The following is a 20,597-nucleotide window of genomic DNA, read 5'->3' on the forward strand; positions in this document are numbered from 1 at the left end:
CGCCAACCGCGACGACTCCGCCCGCGACCATGCGACAAGCTGGTCCCGCTCGTCACCGGCCAGTACGAACTCGACATCACTACGCCCGAAACCCGCCACCCCAACACCATAGATAATTAGAGCTGCAATTTCGGGACCGACACACTAGTGTCCGCGCCTGAAATGCGTTGCAGATATCGTGCGAGGGAGTCGAGGATTTCCTCGGCTGTCTTGCGCCAGACGAATGGGCTGGGTTGGTGTGAATCCCCCAGGTTCCGTGCACCCGGTTATCTGTCACTCACCGGTTGTTCGGTGTGATGCGCACAGTAGTCGGCTTCGTACTCGACCGGTGGTGCGGACATTCCCGAGTTCGCTGTCCAGGGCCGCGCGCATCGCCGCCTCGAACAAGCGAGGGCGGGCGGCGGCCCAACGCAGGCAAGCCGCCCAGCCAATCCGCTTGCCCAAAGCCAGGCGTCGCGACCGACAGGTCAGGCTCCGGTGCTGTCGTTGGTCTTCCGGGAGTGGCGGATTAGGCAGACCCCATACCCGCACAGCCAGACCGCCCACAGCAACCAACCCGTGAGGCCGAGCAGGGCGAGGCCGTCATGTCCGGTGACTACCAAGGGAGTGAACGAGGCCGCGGCGAACTGGAGAAGGGCCGCGACCGATCCGAGTGCGAACAGCCATCGCGGGAGCAGACCGGCGGCGAAGCCGGCCATGCCCAGACCGGCCATCGCCAGCGCCAGGAAAGTGCCGTTGAACCCGAACAGCGTCTCGTGCAACGCCCAGAGCGTGCGCACGCTCGCCGCTTCGTCGACCGTCGACATGGCCAGGCGCACTGCGACCACTGCTGTGAATGTGGCGTTCTGCAGGAGGACTCCAGCGAAACCTGCGTAGGCCCATGCGGCCTGCCCGCCGGCGCGCAGCACCGCGGCGAGGGCGCCCGCAGCGAACAGGGTCGCCAGCGCCCAGACTGCGGGCAGGAGTATCGAAACCGCACCGGTGGGCTGGTTCGGGGACAGGAAGAATTCGATCGCCTCGTCCGGTGGTGAACCAGGCGAGGGCATTCCGGCGGGTACGAGGACCAGATTGGCGGAAACGATGAGGAGTGCGAAGCCGATCCCCGCCGCTCCGGCGATCCGGAGCGAGGTGGCGTCGAGCGGTTTACTGGGCATATATTGAATATAAGTCTCGTTAATCAAAAGGGGAAGAATGAACGGTGAACCGGAACGGCGCCGATACGAATCGCTACGCAGAACCGCACAAGCCCAAGAAACGAGTGCACAGATCGCCCGCTGCGCCCGCGAACTCTTCGTCAAGCGGGGCTGGGCGAGCACCACCGTGCGCGAGGTTGCCCGGGCCGCCGGGGTCTCGGTGCCGACGGTGTACGCGGCCTATGGCAACAAGACCGGGCTGACCCGGGCGCTCACCGATGCCGCGGACCTCTCCGGTGATCTGCCGCGGATGATCACCGAACTGGACGCCGCTGAGGGCCCGGCCGGTCAACTGGCGGCCATGGCCGGATACGACCGGCGGTTGTTCGAACGGGCCGGTGACGTGATCGCGTTGCTGCGCGAGGCAGGTCGTACCGAACCCGAATTGGCCGCCGAGTACCGGGCCGGCCGTCGGCGCGCCGACGATACCCGGATCGCGGTGTTCACCGGGTGGGCAGACGGCGTGCTCCGCCCGGGACTATCGGCGCAGGAGGCCGTGGATATCTATGCCGCGCTGTGCAATATCGACGTGTTCACCGTGCTGACCGAGGAGCGCGGCTGGGGACCGGATCGAATCGAGCGCTGGTGGAGCGCTGCCCTGGCCCGCGAACTGCTCGCGACCCAGGCTCTGTGAACCGCGACAGCGCGAAATCGAGGCCGTCGCGAGGGAGTAGCAGTTGCAGAGTCCCAGGCACAGGTTCGACGTGGACATGCTGGGAGTGCAACGCGAGTAGAATTGGTTCGGAAGAATCTGCAGGCGGGCCTGGAATTCAGGAGGCCGCCATGTACTCGCATCGCCCTTCGCGGTCACCGCGGACAATTCGATCCCCGGTCACCGGCGCAAATCGCTACGAGGTGCTTCCGGAGGAGGGCGATCTCGTCGTCGGCTATGGCCTCGAACCCCTTCCCGATATGGGCGTCGAAGTGGCCGAACGGGTAGGTGCGCAGTTCGCGACCTGCCGCCCGACGTTCCATTGGTGGGGTATGCTTCCGCGCCCTAGGGGGACAATTGAGGAATGGCCCCGCCAGTCGTGACTGTCGTGACCGGTCGACCGGGCACCGGGAAAACGACCCTGGCGCACAGCCTCGCACGCGAGCTCGGCTGCCCGGCGATCATCCACGACGAAGTCACCCAGGGCATGGCCCTTGCCGACTCGCCCACCCGGACCGCAGGCCTCGGCTCAGCCTTCGAACGGCCCGCATTGACCACTTTTTCGACATCATCACCGTCTTAGCGCAAGCTGAAGTCACCGCCGTGGCCGAGGCGGTGCTGCCGGGCGAGCTGTGGCACCCCCGCCTCGAGGCGATCATGGAGGTCGCCGAGGTTCGCGTATTGCGCTGCACGGCACCGACTTCGATCATCCGAGAGCGGATCAAACAGCGTATAGAAACCAATCCGAACCGGCGCGCCCGAAGCGACGAGCTCCTGGGGTCGGTCGACACCGACAGCACATCCGAAGCAGTATTCGACCCTGCCGTCGGTGAACTGCCCACGCTGACCATGGACACCACGCACGGCTACCAACCCGGACTCGTGGCCATCACCCGCTTCGCGACCCGGCCAGACCCCAGCGAAGCCCTCGAGACCTGAACGCTCAACCGTACTGAGCGCCCGGCACAGGCGCCGGGCAGCAGTGTGTGGGTATGCTGATGGCGTCTTTGGCGCGGTCCATCATCGCTGCGAATGGTCCGACGAGCAGATTCGCGCCCGCGGACTCGACGCCGGGATGCTAGGCCACGCAGGCCCGCAGCTCGGACGTCGCGTCGCGGTGTCTGGGCGCGACGTCCGGATCGGAGGTTCGGCCGGAATACGGCAGAAACCTGCCGTTGAGGCTGTAGTGGCCGGTGGGAGACCCGGTGTCGGTGTGGCGGGTGGTGCCGATTAGGGTTCGGGTGCTCTGCTGATGTTCTTGTTCCGGGTGGGTTCGTGGCTTCGATCGATCGCACCGCGTATCCGCGGTTCAAGCGTGTGGTGTCGGCGCGGGAGATCGCGGAGTCGTTCACTGCGTCCGAGGACGAGACCGGGTGGGCGCGGTCGAAGACCACGTCGGACGGTCATCTGCTGGCGTTGGTCGTGCTGCTGAAGTGTTATCAGCGGTTGGGGTATTTCCCGAAGCTGGCCGAGGTGCCGGACGCCGTGGTGAGTTATGTGCGCAGCACTGTCGGGGTGGCGGAATCGGTTGTGGCTGGCCACGAGTCGGAGCGGGCGGTGTGGCGGCACCGCGAGTTCGTCCGCACCCGGCTGGGGGTGGTGTACGAGCCGGCGCGGGTGCGGGCGGTGGCGGAGAAGGCGATCCGGTCGGCGGCGCTGACGAAGGACAACCCGGCGGATCTGATCAACGTGGCGTTGGAGGAGTTGGTCCGGCAGTCGTGCGAACTGCCCGGCTACACCACCCTGGACGCGATGACCACCAGCATCCGGACGGAGGTGAACTCCGGCTTTTTTCGACGATCGCAGGCCGGATTCCGGTGCCGGACCGGGCTCGGCTGGCGCGGCTGTTGATGGTGGATCCGGTGGCGCGGCGCAGCGAATTCGACCGGTTGAAGACACCGGCGAAGGCGGCGTCGCTGGGCAAGTTCCGACAGCGTCTGGATCATCTGGCCGCCCTGGACGCGCTCGGCGCGACCCAGGTGTGGTTGGAGGGGGTGCCGCCGGGAAAGGCCGGGCATTTCGCCGGTGAGGCGCGGGTGACCGATGTCGCTGATCTGCGCAAGTATGGCGAGGACAAGCGGTCGACGTTGCTGGTGAGCATGATTCACGTGTTGCGGACCGAGGCCCGCGACGAGGTGTGTGACATGTTCTGCAAACGGATCTCGGCGATCCACAAGCGCGGACGCGAACGCCTCGAGGAACTGCGGGAGGTCCACCGCGCCGAGTCCGAGCGGCTGCTCGGGGTGTTCGGTGACGTGCTGGGGGCCGCCCGTGAGGTCGTCGGCCCCGCCGACGTGCCGGATGACGGTGCCGGTCCGCCGGCCTCCTCGGGCGCTGGTGTGTTCGAGCGGGCGGGGCAGTTGATGTTGCGCTCGAGGCCGGTGGCGGGGTCGAGCAGTTGACCGCGGCGCACGAGGCGGTGGCGGCGCATCACGGCAACAATTATCTGCCGTTGCTGGAGCGGTTCTACCGCTCGCACCGCAAGGCGCTGTTCACCCTGGTCGACTCGATCGAGCTGGAGCCGGTCACCACTGAGCGCAGCGTGGCCGAGGCGGTGGAGTTCGTTCGGGCGGTCCGGGACCGCCGCGGTGACTGGATAAGCGAGACCGGCGCGGTGCCAGCCTTTCACCGGCGGCGACACACCGACACCCACGATCCCAGGCTGGAGTCTAGGCTCCCGGCATGAGCACGGCCCAAACCGAGAACAGCTGACCGGGCAACAGACGATACCGGTCACTGCTTCGCAGACATCTTCTGCTCGTCTGCACCATCGTGGCCTGCCTTGGGATACTCGTCTCGGCGAGCACGCCGGCCAGCGCCGAGCTGAAGTCGTTGTCACCGTTGTTGATCCTCTGGGGAACATTCGTGGTGGTTGTGGTGTGGACCGTGGTCATCGTCTACCCCATCCTGGCAGTCCGATCCCGGCGGCTTCGGGTACCTGAGCTCGGACCCCTGGCTGCTCCCGCACTGATAATCGCGCTCACGCCCATTTTATGGAGCGCAGACCTGCCAATGGCTGTGCGCTGGCACCTCTCGGCGCATGCCTTCGACGATGCGGCACAGCAGGTGAGTGCCGGGGTCGATCCACGGACGTTCGAAGGTGACCGCCTCGGCTTTTATCGCATTCGCGGTGTGCAACGCCTCAGCGACGGCATCTACTTCAGGACTGGCCCTATGGGGTCCTATTGCTCGATGGGAAGTGGCTTTGCCAATCTTTCTGGCCACCGGCCCGCGAAAGGCGCATCCCATCACCTCAGCGGCGACTGGTATTGGTTCTGTTTCAACAGCGCGGGGGTTGTAGTGCCCGACCACCCCATCGGAGCAGGGTACTAGCCGGTGACGAAACCGCTAGCCTGAAGTGACGAAGGCCAACAGGCCTGAGAGGGTCGGCAGTTGCGCACGAAGGTGATTCGATGCGCTGACCTGCCTCGCCAAACCAGCACTCCAATCTGACCCGAGCAGGTCCGCATCATCACCTGGTTCCAGGTGTCGAGATAAACCGCGATTGAACACGAGCACCGGCCACGCTGCCGGATCCTCCCGGAGGCGTCCCAGCACATCAGGTCGGCGGAGGAGTCGACTCCCCAGGTGATCAGGCGCGGGGAAGTCCCTTCCAGCTCGGCAGACTTGTCCGCGCTGTCCCACGTAATCTCGGCGGTAAGCGTCTCCTGAACCATCCCGTCCCATCCGGCTTCTTCCAGCGATACGTTGAGCTGCGGCGCGACGATGACCAGGAAGTCTTCGATGGTTCCGCCGGCGTACTCCTGGATGAACCGCTGGTAGTCGGGCGGGAATGGGCGATCCCACGACCGAGCCATCGCTTCCCAGTCGACGGCCGTGCCGCCGTCGTGCGGGGGCGGCATCCGCCGCAGCAGGGCATCAACATCGGTTGCCGCACTCATCGCCGATCCTTACTCTCTTCCTTACCCTGCCTGCAGGTCATGGTGTCGAGCCCGATGGTACGGGTCCGCTGGTGTCGGGAATGCCGGGAAGACGCCGCAGCCAGCGGCAGACTCACGTCGGAATGGCCGGATTCCGGGTCCGTGTCGGGCGCGGTCGTTCGCGCCACTGGAACCCACGTGAGGAAACTGCGCCGCGCAGGCTCTACAGCGATTACTACCGGAACCCTCATTGGAGGCGGCTAGGCGGCCGGACGTTCCCCCGTCGACACCACGTCGGCGGGCCCGGATCAGGCTGACGACGACGGGCCCCTACCCCAAGATCCCGTTCGCGTCCGCATCGGCAGATTACAGCACCACATGCGCACCAATGATCACCCGTCGGACGTTACCGTGTCACGCGAACGCGGCGAGACCGGCGCGCCAGGCGCCGTCCAGCTCGGCGCCCTCGGGAAACCGCTCGTCGATCTCCAGCGAGACCATTCCGTGGGTGAACGCCCACAGCGCCCGGGCGCGGGAGGCGTCGCCGCCAACCGCCTCCAGCAGTGGGCGGGCCGGGCGGTCCTCCAAACCGTCGGGGAGCAGGTCGCGGCGGAGCGGACGGTAGTTCATGAGCCGGTAGAGGTGCGGGTGGCGGGGGGCCCAGCGGCGGTAGGCGGCGCAGATCGCGGCCAGCGCCGCGCCCCGGGAGGCCGCCGCACCGGATGCGGCCTTCTCCAGCGCCTCCGCCAGCTCGGCGAAGCCGTCCGCCACGACCAGCGCCTCGAGGGCGGTCTTGTCGGGCACGTGCTTGTAGAGGGACGGGGCGCGGATGCCGACCGCGTCCGCGACCCGGCGCATCGTCAGGGCCTCGAGGCCCTCCTCCTCGAGGAGGCGGCGGGCCTCGCGGGTGATCTGCTCGCGGCGCGTGGGGGTGTCAGGCACGGACGAACCCTTCCTTAGTGCGGAGGTTGTAGCCGGCCAGCCGGTCGCCCGCGATGTGCAGCATCCAGGCCAGCAGGAAGGTGAAGAGAGCGGGGGCGTTCAGCGGGCCAACGGAGTAGGCGACAGCCAGTGCGAGCGGGATCCACGTCCGGTGCGCGGTGTTGTACCAGGGGACAGCGCAGGACGGCAGCTGCCCCTGCCGGACGGGCTCCCGATTGCCGGCCGCGGCGAAGAACGTCAGGTCGGGGGCGATGAGGCCGGCGACGAGGGCGCCCCAGGAGCCGGCGCCGTGGTTGATGCCCTCCAGGACGGCGAACCCGAGGAGGAACACGGTCCACACACCCCAGCCGGCTCGGCGGACGACGGCGCGGCGCCGGACGCCGGTGCGGGCGGAGGGAACCTTCGGGGCGAGCGTGCTGCTCATGACAACTCCTCGGGAACTCGCGGCTAACGCTGTTAGCTCACCGTAGGGCTAACAGCGTTAGCCGTCAAGTCCGGGTCTGCTGCGGCCCGGGCGGCCGACCTTTTCTTCCACGACGCGGCCCGCAGGATTCAGGGCGAGCAAGCACTCCTGCTGCGAGTCCTTGCCGTAGAAGACGCCGCCGTTGGCGGAGTTCCAGTTCTCCACCACCTGCAACCCGCTGCTGATCTCACTCCTAAAGTTCTTCCGATACCAGATATTTATTAAATTTAAAAGTCCACCACCGAACAGCGCTCTCACACGGTAAATCGCCTGCACTTGGGTCGAGCGCGGCGAGCCGTGCTCACCTCTGCTGTGGGCGTTCCTCGGTCTTCTTGTCGGTGACCGTTCGGAAGTCCACCACGCCGATCCCGCCGTGCGTCGCAGGCAACCTCGACGAAAGGCGACACTTCCCCGACGGCACGATCGTCGATACCGATGACACCTGGTACGAGACGAATGGGGTTCGTACCTTTCGCGCACCGCCACCGGTTATCTGCCCGACGGATCCGTCGCCCACGCGAACGCCACCGATGATGCCACCGACGGAACCGGCCGCGCCCGCGCCGTCCCCTTGACCAACGATGATCTCGTCGTGCTCGTCACCGCCCCCGGACTCCGCGTCAGCGCGCCTGTTCCACCCGGAACGCCGAGCCCGCCCGAGTCCTGCCATATCGGCTCGGAATCCTCCGCTGTGATCGATCAGGCCCAGGCCCACCGATGGGACGCGGTGCTGGCGCAGATTACGCTCGACGGCTTGACCCTCGACCGGCCGCTGGGGGCGCTGCTACCAGCGGGCACGGGCGGGGTGTGCCAGGCGGTTCGAGTAACCACACCCAGCCGGCAATCGCAGTTGAGCGTCGCGATCAGCACCGGGCAGCCCCTCCCGCGCTGTTCGGGTTCACCCGCGCATCGGAGTACCGCATCCGGCTCAGTATCGATGTCCCCGACGGGGCATTGATGGCACTGAGCCTCGACTCCGAACAGCTGCCCAGCGGCACCGTCCGCTACGCACCACCCTTCGGCATCTAACCGAGCCGAAACACTCCGCTCCGCCCTATCCCGTTGTCCTGGGCCGGCCTGCAGACATACAGGCAGCCAGCCCAGGACGCGCCGATATCCCTGAAGGATCCCGCACCATACACCTCCCTCCAACCCCGTCACCGACGCCTTCTTCGCCCTGCACCACAACCTGCCCCGGCAAGGTCCCGGATCCGACGAGACCACCCGCCATCTGCTTCGCCTGGCCGGGCGCGGCGGGTCCCGCCCGCGGGTGCTCGACGTGGGTTGCGGGCCAGGGCGGGCCGCGCTGCTACTCGCCGGCGAAGCCGATGCGCACGTCGTTGCCGTGGACCTGCATCAGCCGTTCCTTGACGAGCTCGCAGGCACCGCAGCACAAGCAGGACCTGAGCGAACGAATCTCGACGGTCAACTGCTCGATGGACCAGCTCCCGTTCCCCGACCACAGCTTCGACATGATCTGGGCCGAGGGCGCGGTCTACAACATCGGCTTCGACATCGCCCTGCGGGCATGGCGTCGACTGCTGATCCCCGACGGTGTTTTGGTCGTCACCGAGATCGAGTGATCCACCGGCACTCCAGCAGCACCTACACGAGCCTTCTGGGCCAACTCCTACCCGCTGCGAACCACCGAGGAAAACACGGCCGCAGCACAGTCCGCCGGGTATCGGGTGAGCGCCCATCATTCGATCAGAGCGTACGGATTCTCGATACCCTTCGCGCTGCCGATCAACTGAGCGAACAGATCACCACGGCGGAGCGGTATCTTCTTGAACAGGCGAATCAACCCGTGATTGTTCACCCACCGATACACGTAATGCGGTTTCATCGAGCCCCTCGGTCGTCGAATCGCGTCCCTGTGGCCGTAACGAATATCACAGGCATCGCGGGCGGAGTGGGATCTCGAGACCTGCCATGGCAGAAGAGGTGGCCTTCAGACCGTGCAGATCACCCGTTCGGCGGTACGCGTGACAACGATTTTCGACGCATTGTCCGCGCTGATCCGCGCCGCCGCCACGCTATAGCCCGCCACCCCCGCGATCCAGCGCAACCAGCATCGCGACAGTCGCCAGCATCCGCAGGGAGTGTCGGAATTTTGGCTCTGTCGCATTTTCGGTGGTAACGGATCCGGTTCTATCCCAGCAGGATTCGATGTCGAAGGAGTCGGAACCCGGCCCGGCCGTACATTTGCCTCTCGAGCAGCTTCGTTTTCGTGTTGACGCCCTCGCAAGGCCCGTTGCTGTAGGGCAGGGTCAGGCCGGCGACCGCAGCGTCGTGGTCCTGGTCCAGACCCCGTAGGAACGGCTCGAGCTCGGGTAGTCCGGCCTCGCGAGGGTCATCACCGGCCCAACGGTGCAGCTTGGTCTGGATCTCCAGTACCCGGCGCTCGGCTCTGGCGAGCTCGAACGCCAGCTCGTCGGTATTCACCAACGGCCTCCTGACATTCCAATTTCCTCCCTGCCGACTTGCTGGCTCCCTTTGCCATGTACGCGCCTCTCGCGCGCTCGGACTACTACGGAGCCTCCGCCCTGCCCGGCACCCTCAGCCGACGACGGGCCTATCCCACACTGCGGATGGGTTCCGCACCGCGGGAACGGTTTCCGGGCAGTTCCCGTGTTCACTGGACATCGATCGATCGGGTTGGCACCCAGCCTTGCTCCGGCAGTATCGCCACGGTTACGCCGCAGACTTTCACCGTGGCCTCCCCACCGGCACGCCAAGCCGGCTTCGGAGTCGACCACCCACACGGGTTGTCGTGCACTGCATCCCGGCCCATATCCACCAGATTTGAGCCGGTGCCTCGCTTACGAAGCGTTCTACTGGTTCCTGTTCGTATGCCGTCCGATCTCGCTTGCCGGACCCTGCCCGTCTGGTAGTCCCGGACAGTCCCGGCTTTGTCAGCGCTGCTTCCCGCCCTACCCGGCACCTCCCGGGTCGGACTGCGCTCCGCTCCAACCGGGCTGCTGCGACAACCCGGCGAGAAGGTCTCTCACCTCCCTCGATATCCAGCGCCTCACGGCGCACAGGCGCCTCATGGCGCACTGCCAGCGGTCCGACACTTGGGTCGCACCGGGGCGTGCGCGGCGCACCGCCTCGGCGTAGGTGGTGGAACCGTCCCGCACCACGGTCGTGACCTCGGGATGGTCGCTCAGCCAGGCGGCGAGCGTGTCGGACTTGCGGTCGGACAGGACATCAATGCGGTCGTGGGACACCGGGTCGATCACGACGGTGGCATACCGGTGTCGGCGCAGCAACGCGAAATCATCGACACTCACTACCTCCGGGATCGACCGCTGCGGCAAGCGGATTCCCAGCAGCACCCGCACCGCGGTATGTCGGGACAACCGGACCGACAACCGCTCCAGCAATCGGGCGCCGGCTCGTCCGGCGAGTTCCCGCACCACCGACTGCACCTGCCAGGTCAGGCGTGTCGTGCGGCGCTGGTAGCGTTCCAGAACACCGGCCACCTGTTCACGAAAGGTGTTGCAGCAGTACGTTGTCGGACAGACCAGTCGGCGGACCTGTACGTTCACGATCACCGGACGCCCGTCGAGCGGCACATCGGTGAGCCTGCGCCAATGATAGCCGTGCACCCGTGTGGACCCGGCACCGCACCTTGGACACGCCGCCGGAGCATCGGGCGTCCGCGCCCACACCACGACCCGATGCCCATCGTCGACCGCATCCTCCACCACCATCGGCGACAACCCCGAAAACACCACGGCAGCAGGAACATTCACCTCGAACACCGCAACATCGTGCCGTCAAGATCAACGAATCACCACCGAAAATGCGACAGAGCCAGATCTCAGACAGTCCCCGCCCTGGGCACCGCCGCAGCCGAAAAAGGCTACCGGGTCCGCTACACCCTCGCCACGAAACTGGTCAACGAACTCGTCGAAGCCGCCGACGAGAAACAACTCGCCAAAACCATCAACCGTTAGGGGCGAGTGGACCTTTAATGCATCGATGAACTCGGCTACATGGAACTGGATAAACGCGGAGCCGAACTCTTTTTCCAAGTATTGACCGAAGGTGAGGAAAAGAACAGCGTCGCTATCGCATCAAACGAAGCCTTTTCCGGATGGACGAAAACCTTCACCGATCCACGCCTCTGCGCCGCAATCGTCGACAGACTCACCTACGGCGGAACCATCATCCACACCGGCACCGACAGCTACCGACTCGCCCACTCCAAAACACAACACGCCGCAACACGACCGGGCCAGAGCTCCTCGACCACGACCCGTCGCTCACGAGGTGGGGTGAGCACCGAAAACGCTGGAAAGGGGAAATGACTATCGGGCGGGGTTGGTCGGGAGGATTGCCGGAGCCGCGGGCGATGAAGCGGTCGTCATCGATTACGTTTGAGGAACGTAGCACTAATTGGGCAGTTGGCACACCTGGCCCCCTGGGGCCAGGGACGTGAATATCACGCTGAACCCGATCATCATCGCGACAATTCCGAGGCTGCTCAGCGTGAGCGCGAGTCGGCTCATGTGGTGGCGGCGCATCCAGAGATACGCCAGCAGGAAGCACCCTGTGGTGAGCATGGCGGTCGCGCCAGCGACTTGAAAGATCAGAACATGCCTGACCTCTGGGGTGAGTTGTGCCCCAGGTGTGCCGGAATCGAATAGTCCATAGGAACCATCACATAAGTCACCACCGCCCGCGAACAGGAGCGGCCCGAAGAAGACCGAGACCACGACGTAGATAGCGGCAAGGACGATAGGCGTTGCGCGATCTCGGCCGTCCGCCGTGCTCGTCGCCGCGAACGCGTGTGGCCGATCCCAGTCTGTTCGTCCTGACATCACGATCACCAACACTATCGCCCAGCGCCATCTCACAGGACAGGCCGACTTCCCCCTGTCGGCGATGCCATAGCTCTCAGCTGAATCTCACCCACACCACCCGAGCCGGGGCCAGTTCAACCCGTCACGGCGGGGCCACTTCAGGTTGACATAGCCATCCGCACCAGCCCTCGAACCGGTCCGACACGCGCATCAGCAGGTTCGTAGCCCACGGTCGCGCCCGCAACACACGGACCGCGACGGGCGCTCCGACACCCAGACCACCTCTTCTCGACCGCGTCGCCACCTTGGTGAACTCGTGGTCGACTCCTGGTTCGAACATCTCGCTCCGCGCCGTCACTGAGCAGAGACAAAGGTCACCGCATCACCGAGTCCAGCAGCCCGAAGAATAGACATGGAGTCTCGGGATGCTGCCGGAGTTGTCGCCGGCCAGCCGTCACGCGACGGGTGCATTCGCCTGATATCCAGCAACGCCGAAATACCGTGACCGCCGACGGTTGCATCCCAGTGGTAGAGGGGTCAATGTTCATTCATTTGAGCATCGAATTGGTCCACTCCAAAACGCCTCATTCCAGATGCCCGGGAGATGTACCGAATACCGCTGCGGCCTTTGAGAACCCGCAGCGAACACCCGGACTCGTCACGCTCCTACGCGAATCAAGCAGGCCCGCAGGACCAGTTGGGACCACCACGCAGGGCATCACGATCTCTCAGACGGGATACGTACCCACGATGACCAGGCGCTTTTCAGTTGCCCATGTTTTGCGTGCCGTGCCCAGGGCACGAACCTACGACAGGGGCCAACTGCAGGCGATCGACGCCCATGCGATGGCAAAACTGCACTCTCGTCCGATCGCTCATGTCCGGCATGGTTGCTGGCCAGCCGTCGTGGCTTGTCATCAAACCCGCCATTTAATGGCTGACGTCAACCAACGACACCCACGCACGCCAACGCTCGTAATCGACATCACAGCCAGAACGGGGCAGGATTTGAATGTATCCGCAGCTCAGAAGCTCTCTGAACCAGCGACACCCAACGCTGCCAACTCTTGACAACGACACCCATCGCTCCCTAGTGGGCCGTATTTGAAGTTGCTGGACGGTGGGCCTTGGTGAGGATCTGCTCGGCGGTCTTGGTCCACACGAAGGGGTGAGCGCGGGGGTTCCAGCCGTTGATGAACGCGCGGATCTTGATGGTCAGTTCGCGGACGTTGCGGAAGGTGCCGCGGTGGATGGCTTGGCGTTCGATGATGCCGAACCACACCTCCACCAAGTTCATCCAGGACGCCGAGGTCGGTGTGAAATGCACTCGTATGCGTGGGTTTTCGGCCAGCCAGTCACGGACCTCGGCCTTCTTRTGGGCGGCGTAGTTGTCCATCACCAGATGCAGCTCGCGGCTCGGGTAGGCGCGGGCGACATGTTTGAGGAAGGCCAGGAATTCTTGGTGGCGGTGGCGCGGTTTGCAGACACCGGTGACCTTGCCGGTCGCGATCTCGAGAGCGGCGAACAAGGTGGTGGTGCCGTGACGGACGTAGTCATGGGTTCGGCGTTCAGGCATCCCGATCTGCATCGGTAGCATCGGCGCCGTCCGGTCCAACGCCTGGATCTGGGACTTCTCGTCCACGCACAACACGATCGCGTTCTCGGGTGGGTTCATGTACAGCCCGACGATGTCGGTGACCTTGCCCGCCAGTTGCGGGTCGGTGGAGAACTTGAACGTTTCGGCCCGCCACGGCTGCACCCCGTACTCACGCCACACCTTCGACACCGTGCCGTGAGCGATACCCAGGTGATCGGCCAGCAGACGCGAACTCCAATGCGTCACACCATATTTACGCGGCGGCGGCGTCAGCGTGGTCGTGATCAGCTTGTCCCGATCCAACGTCCGCGGCCGGCCCGAACGGTCCTCGTCGTTCAATCCGACCAAGCCATGCGCCTGGTAACGAGTCCGCCAATTGATCACCGTCTGCCGCGAGATCGAAAACCGTCGCGCGATCTCGGCATGAGCCACCCCATCAGCAGCCAGCACGATGATCCGGGCCCGCAACACCAGCCCGGACTTCATCGACCTCGACCGAATCCAGCCCTGCAGGATCTCCCGATCACCGTCACGCAACACCAGACGAGCAGCTCGCACACCGCATTCAACCAGAAACCATCGCCCAACTACTTCGGAAGCGACCCACTAGTTCGATGCGAGTACATGGAGTTACCCATGTGCGTGCGAAATCAGTCGTCCCGTTGTAGATCTGGGCGAGAAGCGGGGAGCGTCAGTGGTAGCGGAGGGAGTCTTCAGTACGTCGTGTTGATGTACTCCGCGGCGTGCGTGGTCCAGAGAGCACTCGTGCCTGGCATGGTGTGCGCCGCGTAGAGCACATGCTGGCCGTCGGGCGGCGGGGTCAGGTAGCCGACGACGCCGCGGACCGCGGTGGCGTAGCGGTCGAGGTTGGCGATCGGGTCCCGCATCAGCACTTCGAGCAGTTCGGCGAAGATCAACGGCGCGACGTCGCCGATGCGGGCGCCCTCGACGAAGGAGAACGGCGAGACACCCGCGTCGATGATGCGCAGGGGCGAGTCCGCCGGAGACGCGGTGATGATGTCGCCAGGGTTCGCGTACTCGCGGACCGCCACGGAAGCGGGCCAGGAGCCATGCTGACCATGCAAGCCGAAAGTCGATGGTGCACAGAGGTTTCCGACCGACTCTCCCGCACGGCGCAGCGGGTTGGCGATGTTCACCACGAACGCGATTTCCAGCGGCGTGCCATCGGTGTTCTTGTACTTTCCCGATCGGACGCCTTCCAGGATCCGGCTCGCGCAGATCCCGCCGAGCGAATAGCTCAGCAGACCACAGACATTCGGTGACTCCTGGATCGCCCGCACCCCCGCGGCGATGCCCAGCCGCACCGAAGTGTCCAGCGAGGGGCCCCCTCCGTTCGGCACAGGGCCCACCGAGGCGGGCCAGTCCGGTTCGAAAGAGCTGAACCGGTCGGTGTCGAGCAATGTGGTGACGTAGTGCAACATGCCCGCAGGCGCGCCGTCAGGGTTCCGAGGCTCACCGGTGCCACGGAACGTGATGATGTCGATCATCGTGACCTCCTCGCGCACCGCACCGACCTTCGGTACGGAATTCCAAGGTAGATCCCTGCGGCACAGCGCGTCCCGAGTAACGGGCAACCTCATCGCGACACGCGTTTCGCCACGCGGAAGCGAGATCCGACGGGAGAACGCCCGGGTGGCTACTCGCCCGACTCCATGTTGCCGAGCAGCACCCGCACGATCCGGTCCAGTTCGCGCCGATCCCCCGGGGGGAGCACGGACAGCAACCTGGTTTCGTTCGCGGTGTGCTCGGTGACGACGATGTCGACCAATTCCCGCCCGGCGCTGGTGAGGGCGACCCGGATCGCGCGGCGGTCTGCGGCGTCCGCGATGCGACGCACCAAACCGGCCGCCTCCAGGCGGTCCAGCCGCCCGGTCATGCCCGCGCGCGAGAGCATGAGCGTAGCGGCGAGCACCGATGGGTTCAGTTCGAACGGCTCGCCCGAACGGCGCAGGGCCGCAAGCACATCGAACTCGCCACGCTGCAGACCGTGCTTGCCGAACACCGCCTCGATCTCGCGCTGCGCCACCACCATCAGCCTTCCGAGACGGCCGATCACGGCCATGGCCTCCAGGTTGAGATCCGGTCGTTCGCATCGCCACTGCGCCACGATCTCGTCGATCGGATCTGATATCTGCTCGGTCATGGACAAGATTCTATTCGCCGGTATATAGTTCGATAGCGAATTATTAATCACCGAACCAACTGGAGTCCGAGATGATCACCACCCCGCGTAAAGACGTCGCGATCCGCCAGGCACAGGACGCCGAGACACTGGGCACCGAGTCGGTCACCATGCGCCTGCTGATCGACGCCGAGGAGGCAGGAGGCGCGCTGAGCACCCTCGAAGTCACCATGGCCCGCGGCGCCGACGGCGCGACGCCGCACTACCACACTCAGTCCGACGAGCTGTTCTACGTCGCCGACGGTGAACTGCAGCTACTGGCGGGCGATCGGATCGTGACGGTCGAGGCAGGCGGCTCGATCGTCGTGCCGAAGTTCATGCCGCACGCCTTCGGCGCCACGCCGGACAGCTCGGCGCGCATCATGATCGCGCTCACGCCCGGCGTACAGCGCTTCGAGTACTTCCGGCTACTGGACCGGATTGCCAAGGGCGAATCCACGCTCGCCGATCTCGCGGCGTCCCAGGAAGAGTTCGACAACCACTTCGTCGACGCCCCAGCTTGGTGGGCCGAACGAAACGCGAACCGACGCTGAGCGGCCGGCCACCGCAACGATGACAGATCCGCCGGAGCCACTCGGAACAACGGCGCCGCGGGCGGATATTCACAACCCGGATGCCATCGCCCTCGGACCGCTCGATCCGTCCGCCCGCAAACTTCTGGCGTCACCGGACGAACGGCGCACCGAACTCGCCGATCGCCCGGACCCACTCGGCGTCCGACGACGGTACGCACGGAAGCGCGGCGGCCAATCCCGCGCTATGAGCACCGATCTCGCACCACATTGAGATAGCTATAAGATTGCTCCGAAACAATTCCGGGCCTGCCGAAAAACTTTCGGCTCTAGCGCCTCTCACACCGGAATTCGGTTCGCCACCGGCCGTGAAATCTCTCGATCCCAACCGATCGTCGCTCTTCCCGCGATATGATCGCGCACAGGCCAGGGGGTCGTGGCAAATCGTGAGCAGATCGGAGAAACGGCTATGACCGACGGAATTCGCCTTCCCGGGAGCGCGCCGAAGGGTGATCGCGTTCCTCCGCTCCAGGGTCTGCTGGTCGCGGAATCGGAACGCGAGATCACCGTGCGCGTCGCCGAGGGAACGTGGACGTTCTGTCGGTCCGACGTGCTGCGGGTGGTGGATTCCGCGGCGCCACACCCCGATCAAGACGGCCGTCCGGTGCTTGTGGACATCCGCGCCGGCGCCACCGCCGACTTCACCCGGCGACTGCGCATCGACCTGGTGGATCGGCCGATGACCATCCCGGAGTCGCCGTCCGAGGCGCTGGGCGACGACCAACTCCGCCAGCTCACCGAAATCTGGGCCGACCGTATGCAACTCGTCGACTGCCCCGGGTCGAATGGCACGACGTTCACCTACTGCCAGACCAAATCGTTCGACGGCAGCGACGACGGCATCAACTGCGACAGCCTCGACTGAACGGCCGGCACATGGCGGCACGCCGGAAGGGTTCGGTCCTGATCGTGTCCGAATCCGATGATCTGCACGGCTCCGCGATGGCGGCGACGTTACGAGAACACCACGGGCTCAGCCCGATTCAGCTCGATCTACGCGATTTTCCGCGCGAGGCCGGCAGTTTCCGGCTGGACCGGCTCGGTACCGCGCGCTCGCTTTCACACCTGATGGGACTCGACGACGTCCAATCGGTGTGGTGGCGGCGCCCGCATCCCACTCGGGTGCCCGCCGGGGTACGCGCCTCGGACAACGACTTTCGCCAGTCCGAATGCGACGGGTTCATTCAGGGTCTGCTCTGGTCGATCCCGGCCTACTGGGTCAACGATCCCGGCGCCGACCGTACCGCGGGCCGCAAGATCGTACAGCTGGAGACGGCGCTGCGGGCTGGGTTCACCGTGCCGGAGACGCTGATCACCAACGACCCGGAGGAGGCTCGTGCCTTCATCGAATCCCGGCCGGGCCCGGTGGTTTACAAGCGAACCGGCACCAGCCGGGCCGAGTTCGCCGAGACCAGGATCATCACCAGAGACGATTTCGGCAGGCTCGCCGCGATCCGTTCGGCGCCGACCACCTTCCAGGACTATGTCGATGCCTCCTGCGACCTGCGTGTGGTCTGGGTGGACGGCGTCGAATGGACTGTGCGCATCGACTCGCAAGCCGGTGTCGGCAAGGTCGACTCCCGCCTGGACACCTCGGTCGATTTCGTGCCCGACCACCTGCCCGCCGCGGTGAGCAAGTCGCTCGCGACGCTGATGGGCGCACTCGGACTGTCCTTCGGCGTCCTCGACATTCGCCTCGGCCGCGACGGCGAGTACTACTTCCTCGAGGTCAACCCGCAGGGCCAGTTCGCCTACCTGGAGATCAAGACCGGCCTGCCGATCTTCCGCAGCCTGGCCAACCTCCTGGTCGACGGCGACGGCATGGTGGCGGGCTACTGATCCCGGCGATAGCTCTGCCGCACCACACCCGACTTCGGGAACGAAACGGCAGCCACGAGCCGCAGTTGCCGCGGCGCGACCTCATCGAACACCCGACGGCCCGCGCGGAGCAGTATCGGAAAAACCAGCAGCCGAAGCTCATCCGCCGCGTCGAGGCGCAGGAAACCCCGTGCCGTGCGCACACTGGCAAACACCACCACCGGCTTGCCTGGGCTGTTCTTCAGGTCCGCGACCTCGCCGGGCAGATCGGCGCCGATCCGGCGGGTGGGCTGTCTCGGCAGGTCGGGTCGGGCCGGCCCGCCGGACGCGAATTCGTCGCAGGACCGGCGAAAATCCTCACCACCGACGCCGGTTCGGCATCTACTGGGACACCTACTGTCTCTTGCGGCGATTGGCTCCGCCACGACTGCGGAGCTGCACATGCGATTCCACCAGCACGTTATGGACGAAGCCATAGGAACGGCCGGTGGACCGCGCCAGTGACCGGATGCTCGCACCCGCCTCGTATTGCTTCTTCAGCTGGGTCTGTAGGCGGTCGCGTGACTTCCCGGTGACACGTGTGCCCTTTCCCAATGTGGCCTTGCCTTGCGTGGGCCTGTCGCTCATGGCTTCCTCCGAGTCGCCGAGCAGCGTCTTTCCAGGCTAAGCACTCAGCAGGCCATGATCAACGGGTTCGTGTGATGAAACTCACGCGAGCTGAATAAGTTCCAGGTATTCAGCCGACCAATGGTCTTCCGTCCCGTCCGGAAGCAGAATCACCCGTTCCGGAGACAGCGCCTCCGCTGCGCCCGGGTCGTGCGTCACCAGCACGACCGCGCCCGCGTAGGTGCGCAGCGCGTCCAGCACCTGCTCCCGCGACACCGGATCGAGGTTGTTCGTCGGCTCGTCCAGCAGCAGCACGTTCGCCGCCGAGGAGACCAGACCGGCCAGCGCAAGACGGGTCTTCTCACCGCCCGACAAAGTGCCCGCAGGCTGCTCCAGCTGCGGACCGGAGAACATGAAAGCACCGAGCAGTCCGCGCAGATCCTGCTCACCAGCGTCCGGGGCGGCGTGGCGGATGTTCTCCCACACGGTGGCGTTGTCGTCCAGGGTGTCGTGCTCCTGGGCGAAGTACCCCACCTTCAGGCCGTGCCCGGGCAGCAATGCGCCTGCGGTCGGCTGCTCCGCCCCGGCGAGCAGGCGAAGCAGCGTGGTCTTGCCCGCGCCGTTGAGCCCGAGCACCACGACCCGGCTACCCCGGTCGATCGCCAAGTCGACACCGGTGAAGATCTCCAGCGAGCCGTAGACCTTGGTCAGGTTCTCGGCCATCAGCGGTGTCTTGCCGCAGGGCGCGGGTTCGGGGAACTTGATCCTGGCGACCTTGTCCGCGACGCGCACATCGTCGAGTTCGGCCATCAGGCGGTCGGCGCGCTTGGCCATGTTCTGTGCCGCAGTAGCTTTAGTGGCCTTCGCGCCGAGCTTGGCCGCCTGCGCGCGCAACGCGCTCGCCTTCTTCTCGGCGTTCACGCGTTCGCGCCGACGGCGCTGTTCGTCGGTGGCACGGGCGTCCAGGTACTTCTTCCAGCCCATGTTGTAGACATCGGCCTCGCCGCGCACCGCGTCCAAGAACCACACCTTGTTCACCACGTCGGCGAGCAGCTCGACGTCGTGGCTGATCACGATCAGCCCGCCGTCGTGGTTCTGCAGGAATCCGCGCAGCCACGTGATCGAGTCGGCGTCCAGATGGTTGGTGGGTTCGTCCAGCAGCAGGATGGTGTCCGAGCGACCGCCACTACCGTCGGAGGCCGCGAACAGGATGCGCGCCAATTCGATTCGGCGGCGCTGACCGCCGGACAGAGTGCGCAACGCCTGGCCGAGCACCCGGTCGGGTAGACCGAGGCTGTGGCAGATTCGCGCCGCCTCGCTCTCGGCGACGTAGCCGCCGAGCGCGGAGAACCGCTCCTCCAGCCTGCCGTACTTGCGGACCGCCTTCTCCCGCTCCTTCTCGTCGGCGACCTCGGCCATCAGCGCCTGTTGCTTCTCCATGTCGCGGATCAGCGTGTCCAGGCCGCGCGCGGACAGCACCCGGTCACGGGCCAGCACGTCGAGGTTGCCCTCACGCGGGTCCTGCGGCAGATAGCCGATATCGCTGGAACGCAGGATCTTTCCCGCGTACGGCTCGCCCTCACCCGCCAAAATACGCAGCGTGGTGGTCTTGCCCGCACCGTTGCGCCCGACCAGTCCGATCCGGTCGCCTGCCTGCACCCGCAGCGCCGGTCCTGGGGACGACAGCAGGGTACGGACGCCGGCCCGGACCTCCAGGTCGGTCGCGGTGATCACAAACTTCTCCTCGCGGATTGGTGGTGCTGGACGGTTGCTGCTCGATTGTGCGACCCGACGCGCACAAGAACCACCGATTTTACCCGGGACGAACGGCCGCCCCGCCATCCAGCCTCGCGCATGTG

General features: G+C 65.5%; 27 protein-coding genes and 2 pseudogenes. 13 read left to right on the plus strand and 16 right to left on the minus strand.

Translation table 11 applies throughout. The annotated features are described in order from the left end of the window. Window positions 1–467: 467 nt before the first annotated feature. Complete coding sequence (locus AB4Z47_RS26205) at window positions 468–1,154, minus strand: 2-oxoglutarate/malate transporter (RefSeq protein ID WP_441954565.1); 687 nt, start codon at window positions 1,152–1,154, stop codon at window positions 468–470. Window positions 1,155–1,191: 37 nt separating this feature from the next. Between AB4Z47_RS26205 and AB4Z47_RS26210 the strand changes: the two genes are divergently transcribed. The 7 genes from AB4Z47_RS26210 to AB4Z47_RS26240 all read left to right on the plus strand — a co-directional run bounded on the left by AB4Z47_RS26210 (window position 1,192) and on the right by AB4Z47_RS26240 (window position 5,178). After that, the gene (locus AB4Z47_RS26210) at window positions 1,192–1,827 is read left to right on the plus strand and encodes a TetR/AcrR family transcriptional regulator (protein ID WP_441954567.1); all 636 of its coding nucleotides are present in this window, start codon (window positions 1,192–1,194) and stop codon (window positions 1,825–1,827) included. Between the two features lie 382 nt (window positions 1,828–2,209). Beyond that, the gene (locus tag AB4Z47_RS26215) at window positions 2,210–2,428 is read left to right on the plus strand and encodes an AAA family ATPase (RefSeq protein WP_441954569.1); all 219 of its coding nucleotides are present in this window, start codon (window positions 2,210–2,212) and stop codon (window positions 2,426–2,428) included. A 20-nt stretch (window positions 2,429–2,448) separates the two neighbouring features. Next, entirely contained in the window at window positions 2,449–2,784 is a 336-nt protein-coding gene (locus tag AB4Z47_RS26220) for a hypothetical protein (protein WP_441954571.1), read from the plus strand. Window positions 2,785–3,120: 336 nt separating this feature from the next. After that, complete coding sequence (locus AB4Z47_RS26225) at window positions 3,121–3,696, plus strand: DUF4158 domain-containing protein (RefSeq protein ID WP_441954573.1); 576 nt, start codon at window positions 3,121–3,123, stop codon at window positions 3,694–3,696. Beyond that, window positions 3,663–4,247, plus strand: a complete 585-nt coding sequence (locus AB4Z47_RS26230) for a hypothetical protein (protein WP_441954575.1) — start codon at window positions 3,663–3,665, stop codon at window positions 4,245–4,247. Before AB4Z47_RS26225 ends, AB4Z47_RS26230 begins: the two co-directional genes overlap by 34 nt. Then, window positions 4,244–4,531, plus strand: coding sequence for a hypothetical protein (locus tag AB4Z47_RS26235; RefSeq protein WP_441954577.1), 288 nt, complete (start codon window positions 4,244–4,246; stop codon window positions 4,529–4,531). Before AB4Z47_RS26230 ends, AB4Z47_RS26235 begins: the two co-directional genes overlap by 4 nt. An 86-nt stretch (window positions 4,532–4,617) precedes the next feature. Continuing rightward, window positions 4,618–5,178: a hypothetical protein gene (locus AB4Z47_RS26240; protein ID WP_441954579.1), complete on the plus strand. Its 561-nt coding sequence runs from the start codon at window positions 4,618–4,620 to the stop codon at window positions 5,176–5,178. On the opposite strand, the gene AB4Z47_RS26245 is transcribed toward AB4Z47_RS26240, so the two are convergent. From AB4Z47_RS26245 to AB4Z47_RS26265, 5 genes are all read right to left on the minus strand, one after another. Then, window positions 5,175–5,747, minus strand: coding sequence for a hypothetical protein (locus tag AB4Z47_RS26245; protein ID WP_441954581.1), 573 nt, complete (start codon window positions 5,745–5,747; stop codon window positions 5,175–5,177). The two genes, AB4Z47_RS26240 and AB4Z47_RS26245, sit on opposite strands and share 4 nt — an antisense overlap. A gap of 393 nt (window positions 5,748–6,140) precedes the next feature. Continuing rightward, complete coding sequence (locus AB4Z47_RS26250; protein WP_441954583.1) at window positions 6,141–6,668, minus strand: TetR/AcrR family transcriptional regulator; 528 nt, start codon at window positions 6,666–6,668, stop codon at window positions 6,141–6,143. Then, complete coding sequence (locus AB4Z47_RS26255) at window positions 6,661–7,092, minus strand: DUF4260 family protein (protein ID WP_441954585.1); 432 nt, start codon at window positions 7,090–7,092, stop codon at window positions 6,661–6,663. Before AB4Z47_RS26255 ends, AB4Z47_RS26250 begins: the two co-directional genes overlap by 8 nt. 57 nt (window positions 7,093–7,149) lie before the next feature. Then, window positions 7,150–7,299, minus strand: coding sequence for a hypothetical protein (locus AB4Z47_RS26260; protein ID WP_441954587.1), 150 nt, complete (start codon window positions 7,297–7,299; stop codon window positions 7,150–7,152). 133 nt (window positions 7,300–7,432) lie between these two features. Then, complete coding sequence (locus tag AB4Z47_RS26265) at window positions 7,433–7,801, minus strand: hypothetical protein (RefSeq protein WP_441954589.1); 369 nt, start codon at window positions 7,799–7,801, stop codon at window positions 7,433–7,435. 609 nt (window positions 7,802–8,410) lie between these two features. Here AB4Z47_RS26265 and AB4Z47_RS26270 point away from each other — a divergent pair. Together AB4Z47_RS26270 and AB4Z47_RS26275 are read left to right on the plus strand one after the other, a co-directional pair. Beyond that, window positions 8,411–8,491, plus strand: a pseudogene (locus AB4Z47_RS26270) (hypothetical protein); the annotation flags it as partial. Between the two features lie 7 nt (window positions 8,492–8,498). Next, complete coding sequence (locus AB4Z47_RS26275; RefSeq protein ID WP_441954591.1) at window positions 8,499–8,714, plus strand: class I SAM-dependent methyltransferase; 216 nt, start codon at window positions 8,499–8,501, stop codon at window positions 8,712–8,714. A gap of 116 nt (window positions 8,715–8,830) precedes the next feature. Here AB4Z47_RS26275 and AB4Z47_RS26280 read toward each other — a convergent pair whose 3' ends face one another. The 3 genes from AB4Z47_RS26280 to AB4Z47_RS26290 all read right to left on the minus strand — a co-directional run bounded on the left by AB4Z47_RS26280 (window position 8,831) and on the right by AB4Z47_RS26290 (window position 10,847). Further along, window positions 8,831–8,977 (minus strand): hypothetical protein, encoded by a 147-nt coding sequence (locus tag AB4Z47_RS26280; protein ID WP_441954593.1) that lies wholly within the window; start codon window positions 8,975–8,977, stop codon window positions 8,831–8,833. Between the two features lie 305 nt (window positions 8,978–9,282). Continuing rightward, a complete protein-coding gene (locus AB4Z47_RS26285) occupies window positions 9,283–9,576 on the minus strand; it encodes a transposase (protein ID WP_441954595.1) in 294 nt (97 codons plus the stop codon). A gap of 488 nt (window positions 9,577–10,064) precedes the next feature. Beyond that, on the minus strand, window positions 10,065–10,847 hold the full coding sequence (locus tag AB4Z47_RS26290; protein WP_441954597.1) for an ISL3 family transposase: 783 nt from the start codon (window positions 10,845–10,847) through the stop codon (window positions 10,065–10,067). 123 nt (window positions 10,848–10,970) lie between these two features. On the opposite strand from AB4Z47_RS26290, the pseudogene AB4Z47_RS26295 reads away from it, so the two are divergent. Then, window positions 10,971–11,447: pseudogene (locus AB4Z47_RS26295) on the plus strand (ATP-binding protein); the annotation flags it as partial. A gap of 84 nt (window positions 11,448–11,531) precedes the next feature. Here AB4Z47_RS26295 and AB4Z47_RS26300 read toward each other — a convergent pair. The 4 genes from AB4Z47_RS26300 to AB4Z47_RS26315 form a co-directional block, all read right to left on the minus strand. Further along, window positions 11,532–11,960, minus strand: a complete 429-nt coding sequence (locus AB4Z47_RS26300; protein WP_441954599.1) for a hypothetical protein — start codon at window positions 11,958–11,960, stop codon at window positions 11,532–11,534. A gap of 1,072 nt (window positions 11,961–13,032) precedes the next feature. After that, window positions 13,033–14,097, minus strand: a complete 1,065-nt coding sequence (locus tag AB4Z47_RS26305; protein ID WP_441954601.1) for an IS630 family transposase — start codon at window positions 14,095–14,097, stop codon at window positions 13,033–13,035. Between the two features lie 155 nt (window positions 14,098–14,252). Continuing rightward, entirely contained in the window at window positions 14,253–15,047 is a 795-nt protein-coding gene (locus AB4Z47_RS26310) for a hypothetical protein (protein WP_441954603.1), read from the minus strand. Between the two features lie 149 nt (window positions 15,048–15,196). Next, a complete protein-coding gene (locus AB4Z47_RS26315; RefSeq protein ID WP_441954605.1) occupies window positions 15,197–15,703 on the minus strand; it encodes a MarR family winged helix-turn-helix transcriptional regulator in 507 nt (168 codons plus the stop codon). 158 nt (window positions 15,704–15,861) lie between these two features. Here AB4Z47_RS26315 and AB4Z47_RS26320 point away from each other — a divergent pair, with 158 nt between their 5' ends. The 3 genes from AB4Z47_RS26320 (at window position 15,862) to AB4Z47_RS26330 (ending at window position 18,153) form a co-directional block, all read left to right on the plus strand. After that, the gene (locus tag AB4Z47_RS26320; RefSeq protein ID WP_441954663.1) at window positions 15,862–16,275 is read left to right on the plus strand and encodes a cupin domain-containing protein; all 414 of its coding nucleotides are present in this window, start codon (window positions 15,862–15,864) and stop codon (window positions 16,273–16,275) included. Between the two features lie 448 nt (window positions 16,276–16,723). Further along, on the plus strand, window positions 16,724–17,179 hold the full coding sequence (locus AB4Z47_RS26325; protein WP_441954607.1) for a hypothetical protein: 456 nt from the start codon (window positions 16,724–16,726) through the stop codon (window positions 17,177–17,179). 44 nt (window positions 17,180–17,223) lie between these two features. Next, window positions 17,224–18,153 carry a hypothetical protein gene (locus AB4Z47_RS26330; protein ID WP_441954609.1) on the plus strand — a complete coding sequence of 310 codons (930 nt, stop codon included), beginning with the start codon at window positions 17,224–17,226 and terminating at the stop codon, window positions 18,151–18,153. Here AB4Z47_RS26330 and AB4Z47_RS26335 read toward each other — a convergent pair. The 3 genes from AB4Z47_RS26335 to AB4Z47_RS26345 all read right to left on the minus strand — a co-directional run bounded on the left by AB4Z47_RS26335 (window position 18,147) and on the right by AB4Z47_RS26345 (window position 20,472). Beyond that, the gene (locus tag AB4Z47_RS26335; protein ID WP_441954611.1) at window positions 18,147–18,557 is read right to left on the minus strand and encodes a dihydrofolate reductase family protein; all 411 of its coding nucleotides are present in this window, start codon (window positions 18,555–18,557) and stop codon (window positions 18,147–18,149) included. The two genes, AB4Z47_RS26330 and AB4Z47_RS26335, sit on opposite strands and share 7 nt — an antisense overlap. Continuing rightward, window positions 18,526–18,759, minus strand: a complete 234-nt coding sequence (locus AB4Z47_RS26340; RefSeq protein ID WP_357261623.1) for a helix-turn-helix domain-containing protein — start codon at window positions 18,757–18,759, stop codon at window positions 18,526–18,528. The genes AB4Z47_RS26335 and AB4Z47_RS26340 overlap by 32 nt, the downstream gene beginning before the upstream one ends. A gap of 81 nt (window positions 18,760–18,840) precedes the next feature. Further along, window positions 18,841–20,472 carry an ABC-F family ATP-binding cassette domain-containing protein gene (locus AB4Z47_RS26345; RefSeq protein ID WP_441954613.1) on the minus strand — a complete coding sequence of 544 codons (1,632 nt, stop codon included), beginning with the start codon at window positions 20,470–20,472 and terminating at the stop codon, window positions 18,841–18,843. Window positions 20,473–20,597 lie beyond the last annotated feature (125 nt).

Origin of the sequence: Nocardia sp. 2TAF39, from assembly GCF_052114905.1 — a bacterium.
Lineage (GTDB): Bacteria > Actinomycetota > Actinomycetes > Mycobacteriales > Mycobacteriaceae > Nocardia.

Bases quoted from the DNA above. Each gene is read 5' to 3' on its own strand.
- AB4Z47_RS26205 (WP_441954565.1), bottom strand. From the start codon at position 1,154: ATGCCCAGTAAACCGCTCGACGCCACCTCGCTCCGGATCGCCGGAGCG.
- AB4Z47_RS26210 (WP_441954567.1), top strand. From the start codon at position 1,192: ATGAACGGTGAACCGGAACGGCGCCGATACGAATCGCTACGCAGAACC.
- AB4Z47_RS26215 (WP_441954569.1), top strand. From the start codon at position 2,210: ATGGCCCCGCCAGTCGTGACTGTCGTGACCGGTCGACCGGGCACCGGG.
- AB4Z47_RS26245 (WP_441954581.1), bottom strand. From the start codon at position 5,747: ATGAGTGCGGCAACCGATGTTGATGCCCTGCTGCGGCGGATGCCGCCC.
- AB4Z47_RS26255 (WP_441954585.1), bottom strand. From the start codon at position 7,092: ATGAGCAGCACGCTCGCCCCGAAGGTTCCCTCCGCCCGCACCGGCGTC.
- AB4Z47_RS26265 (WP_441954589.1), bottom strand. From the start codon at position 7,801: ATGGCAGGACTCGGGCGGGCTCGGCGTTCCGGGTGGAACAGGCGCGCT.
- AB4Z47_RS26280 (WP_441954593.1), bottom strand. From the start codon at position 8,977: ATGAAACCGCATTACGTGTATCGGTGGGTGAACAATCACGGGTTGATT.
- AB4Z47_RS26290 (WP_441954597.1), bottom strand. From the start codon at position 10,847: ATGGTGGTGGAGGATGCGGTCGACGATGGGCATCGGGTCGTGGTGTGG.
- AB4Z47_RS26300 (WP_441954599.1), bottom strand. From the start codon at position 11,960: ATGTCAGGACGAACAGACTGGGATCGGCCACACGCGTTCGCGGCGACG.
- AB4Z47_RS26310 (WP_441954603.1), bottom strand. From the start codon at position 15,047: ATGATCGACATCATCACGTTCCGTGGCACCGGTGAGCCTCGGAACCCT.
- AB4Z47_RS26315 (WP_441954605.1), bottom strand. From the start codon at position 15,703: ATGACCGAGCAGATATCAGATCCGATCGACGAGATCGTGGCGCAGTGG.
- AB4Z47_RS26325 (WP_441954607.1), top strand. From the start codon at position 16,724: ATGACCGACGGAATTCGCCTTCCCGGGAGCGCGCCGAAGGGTGATCGC.
- AB4Z47_RS26340 (WP_357261623.1), bottom strand. From the start codon at position 18,759: ATGAGCGACAGGCCCACGCAAGGCAAGGCCACATTGGGAAAGGGCACA.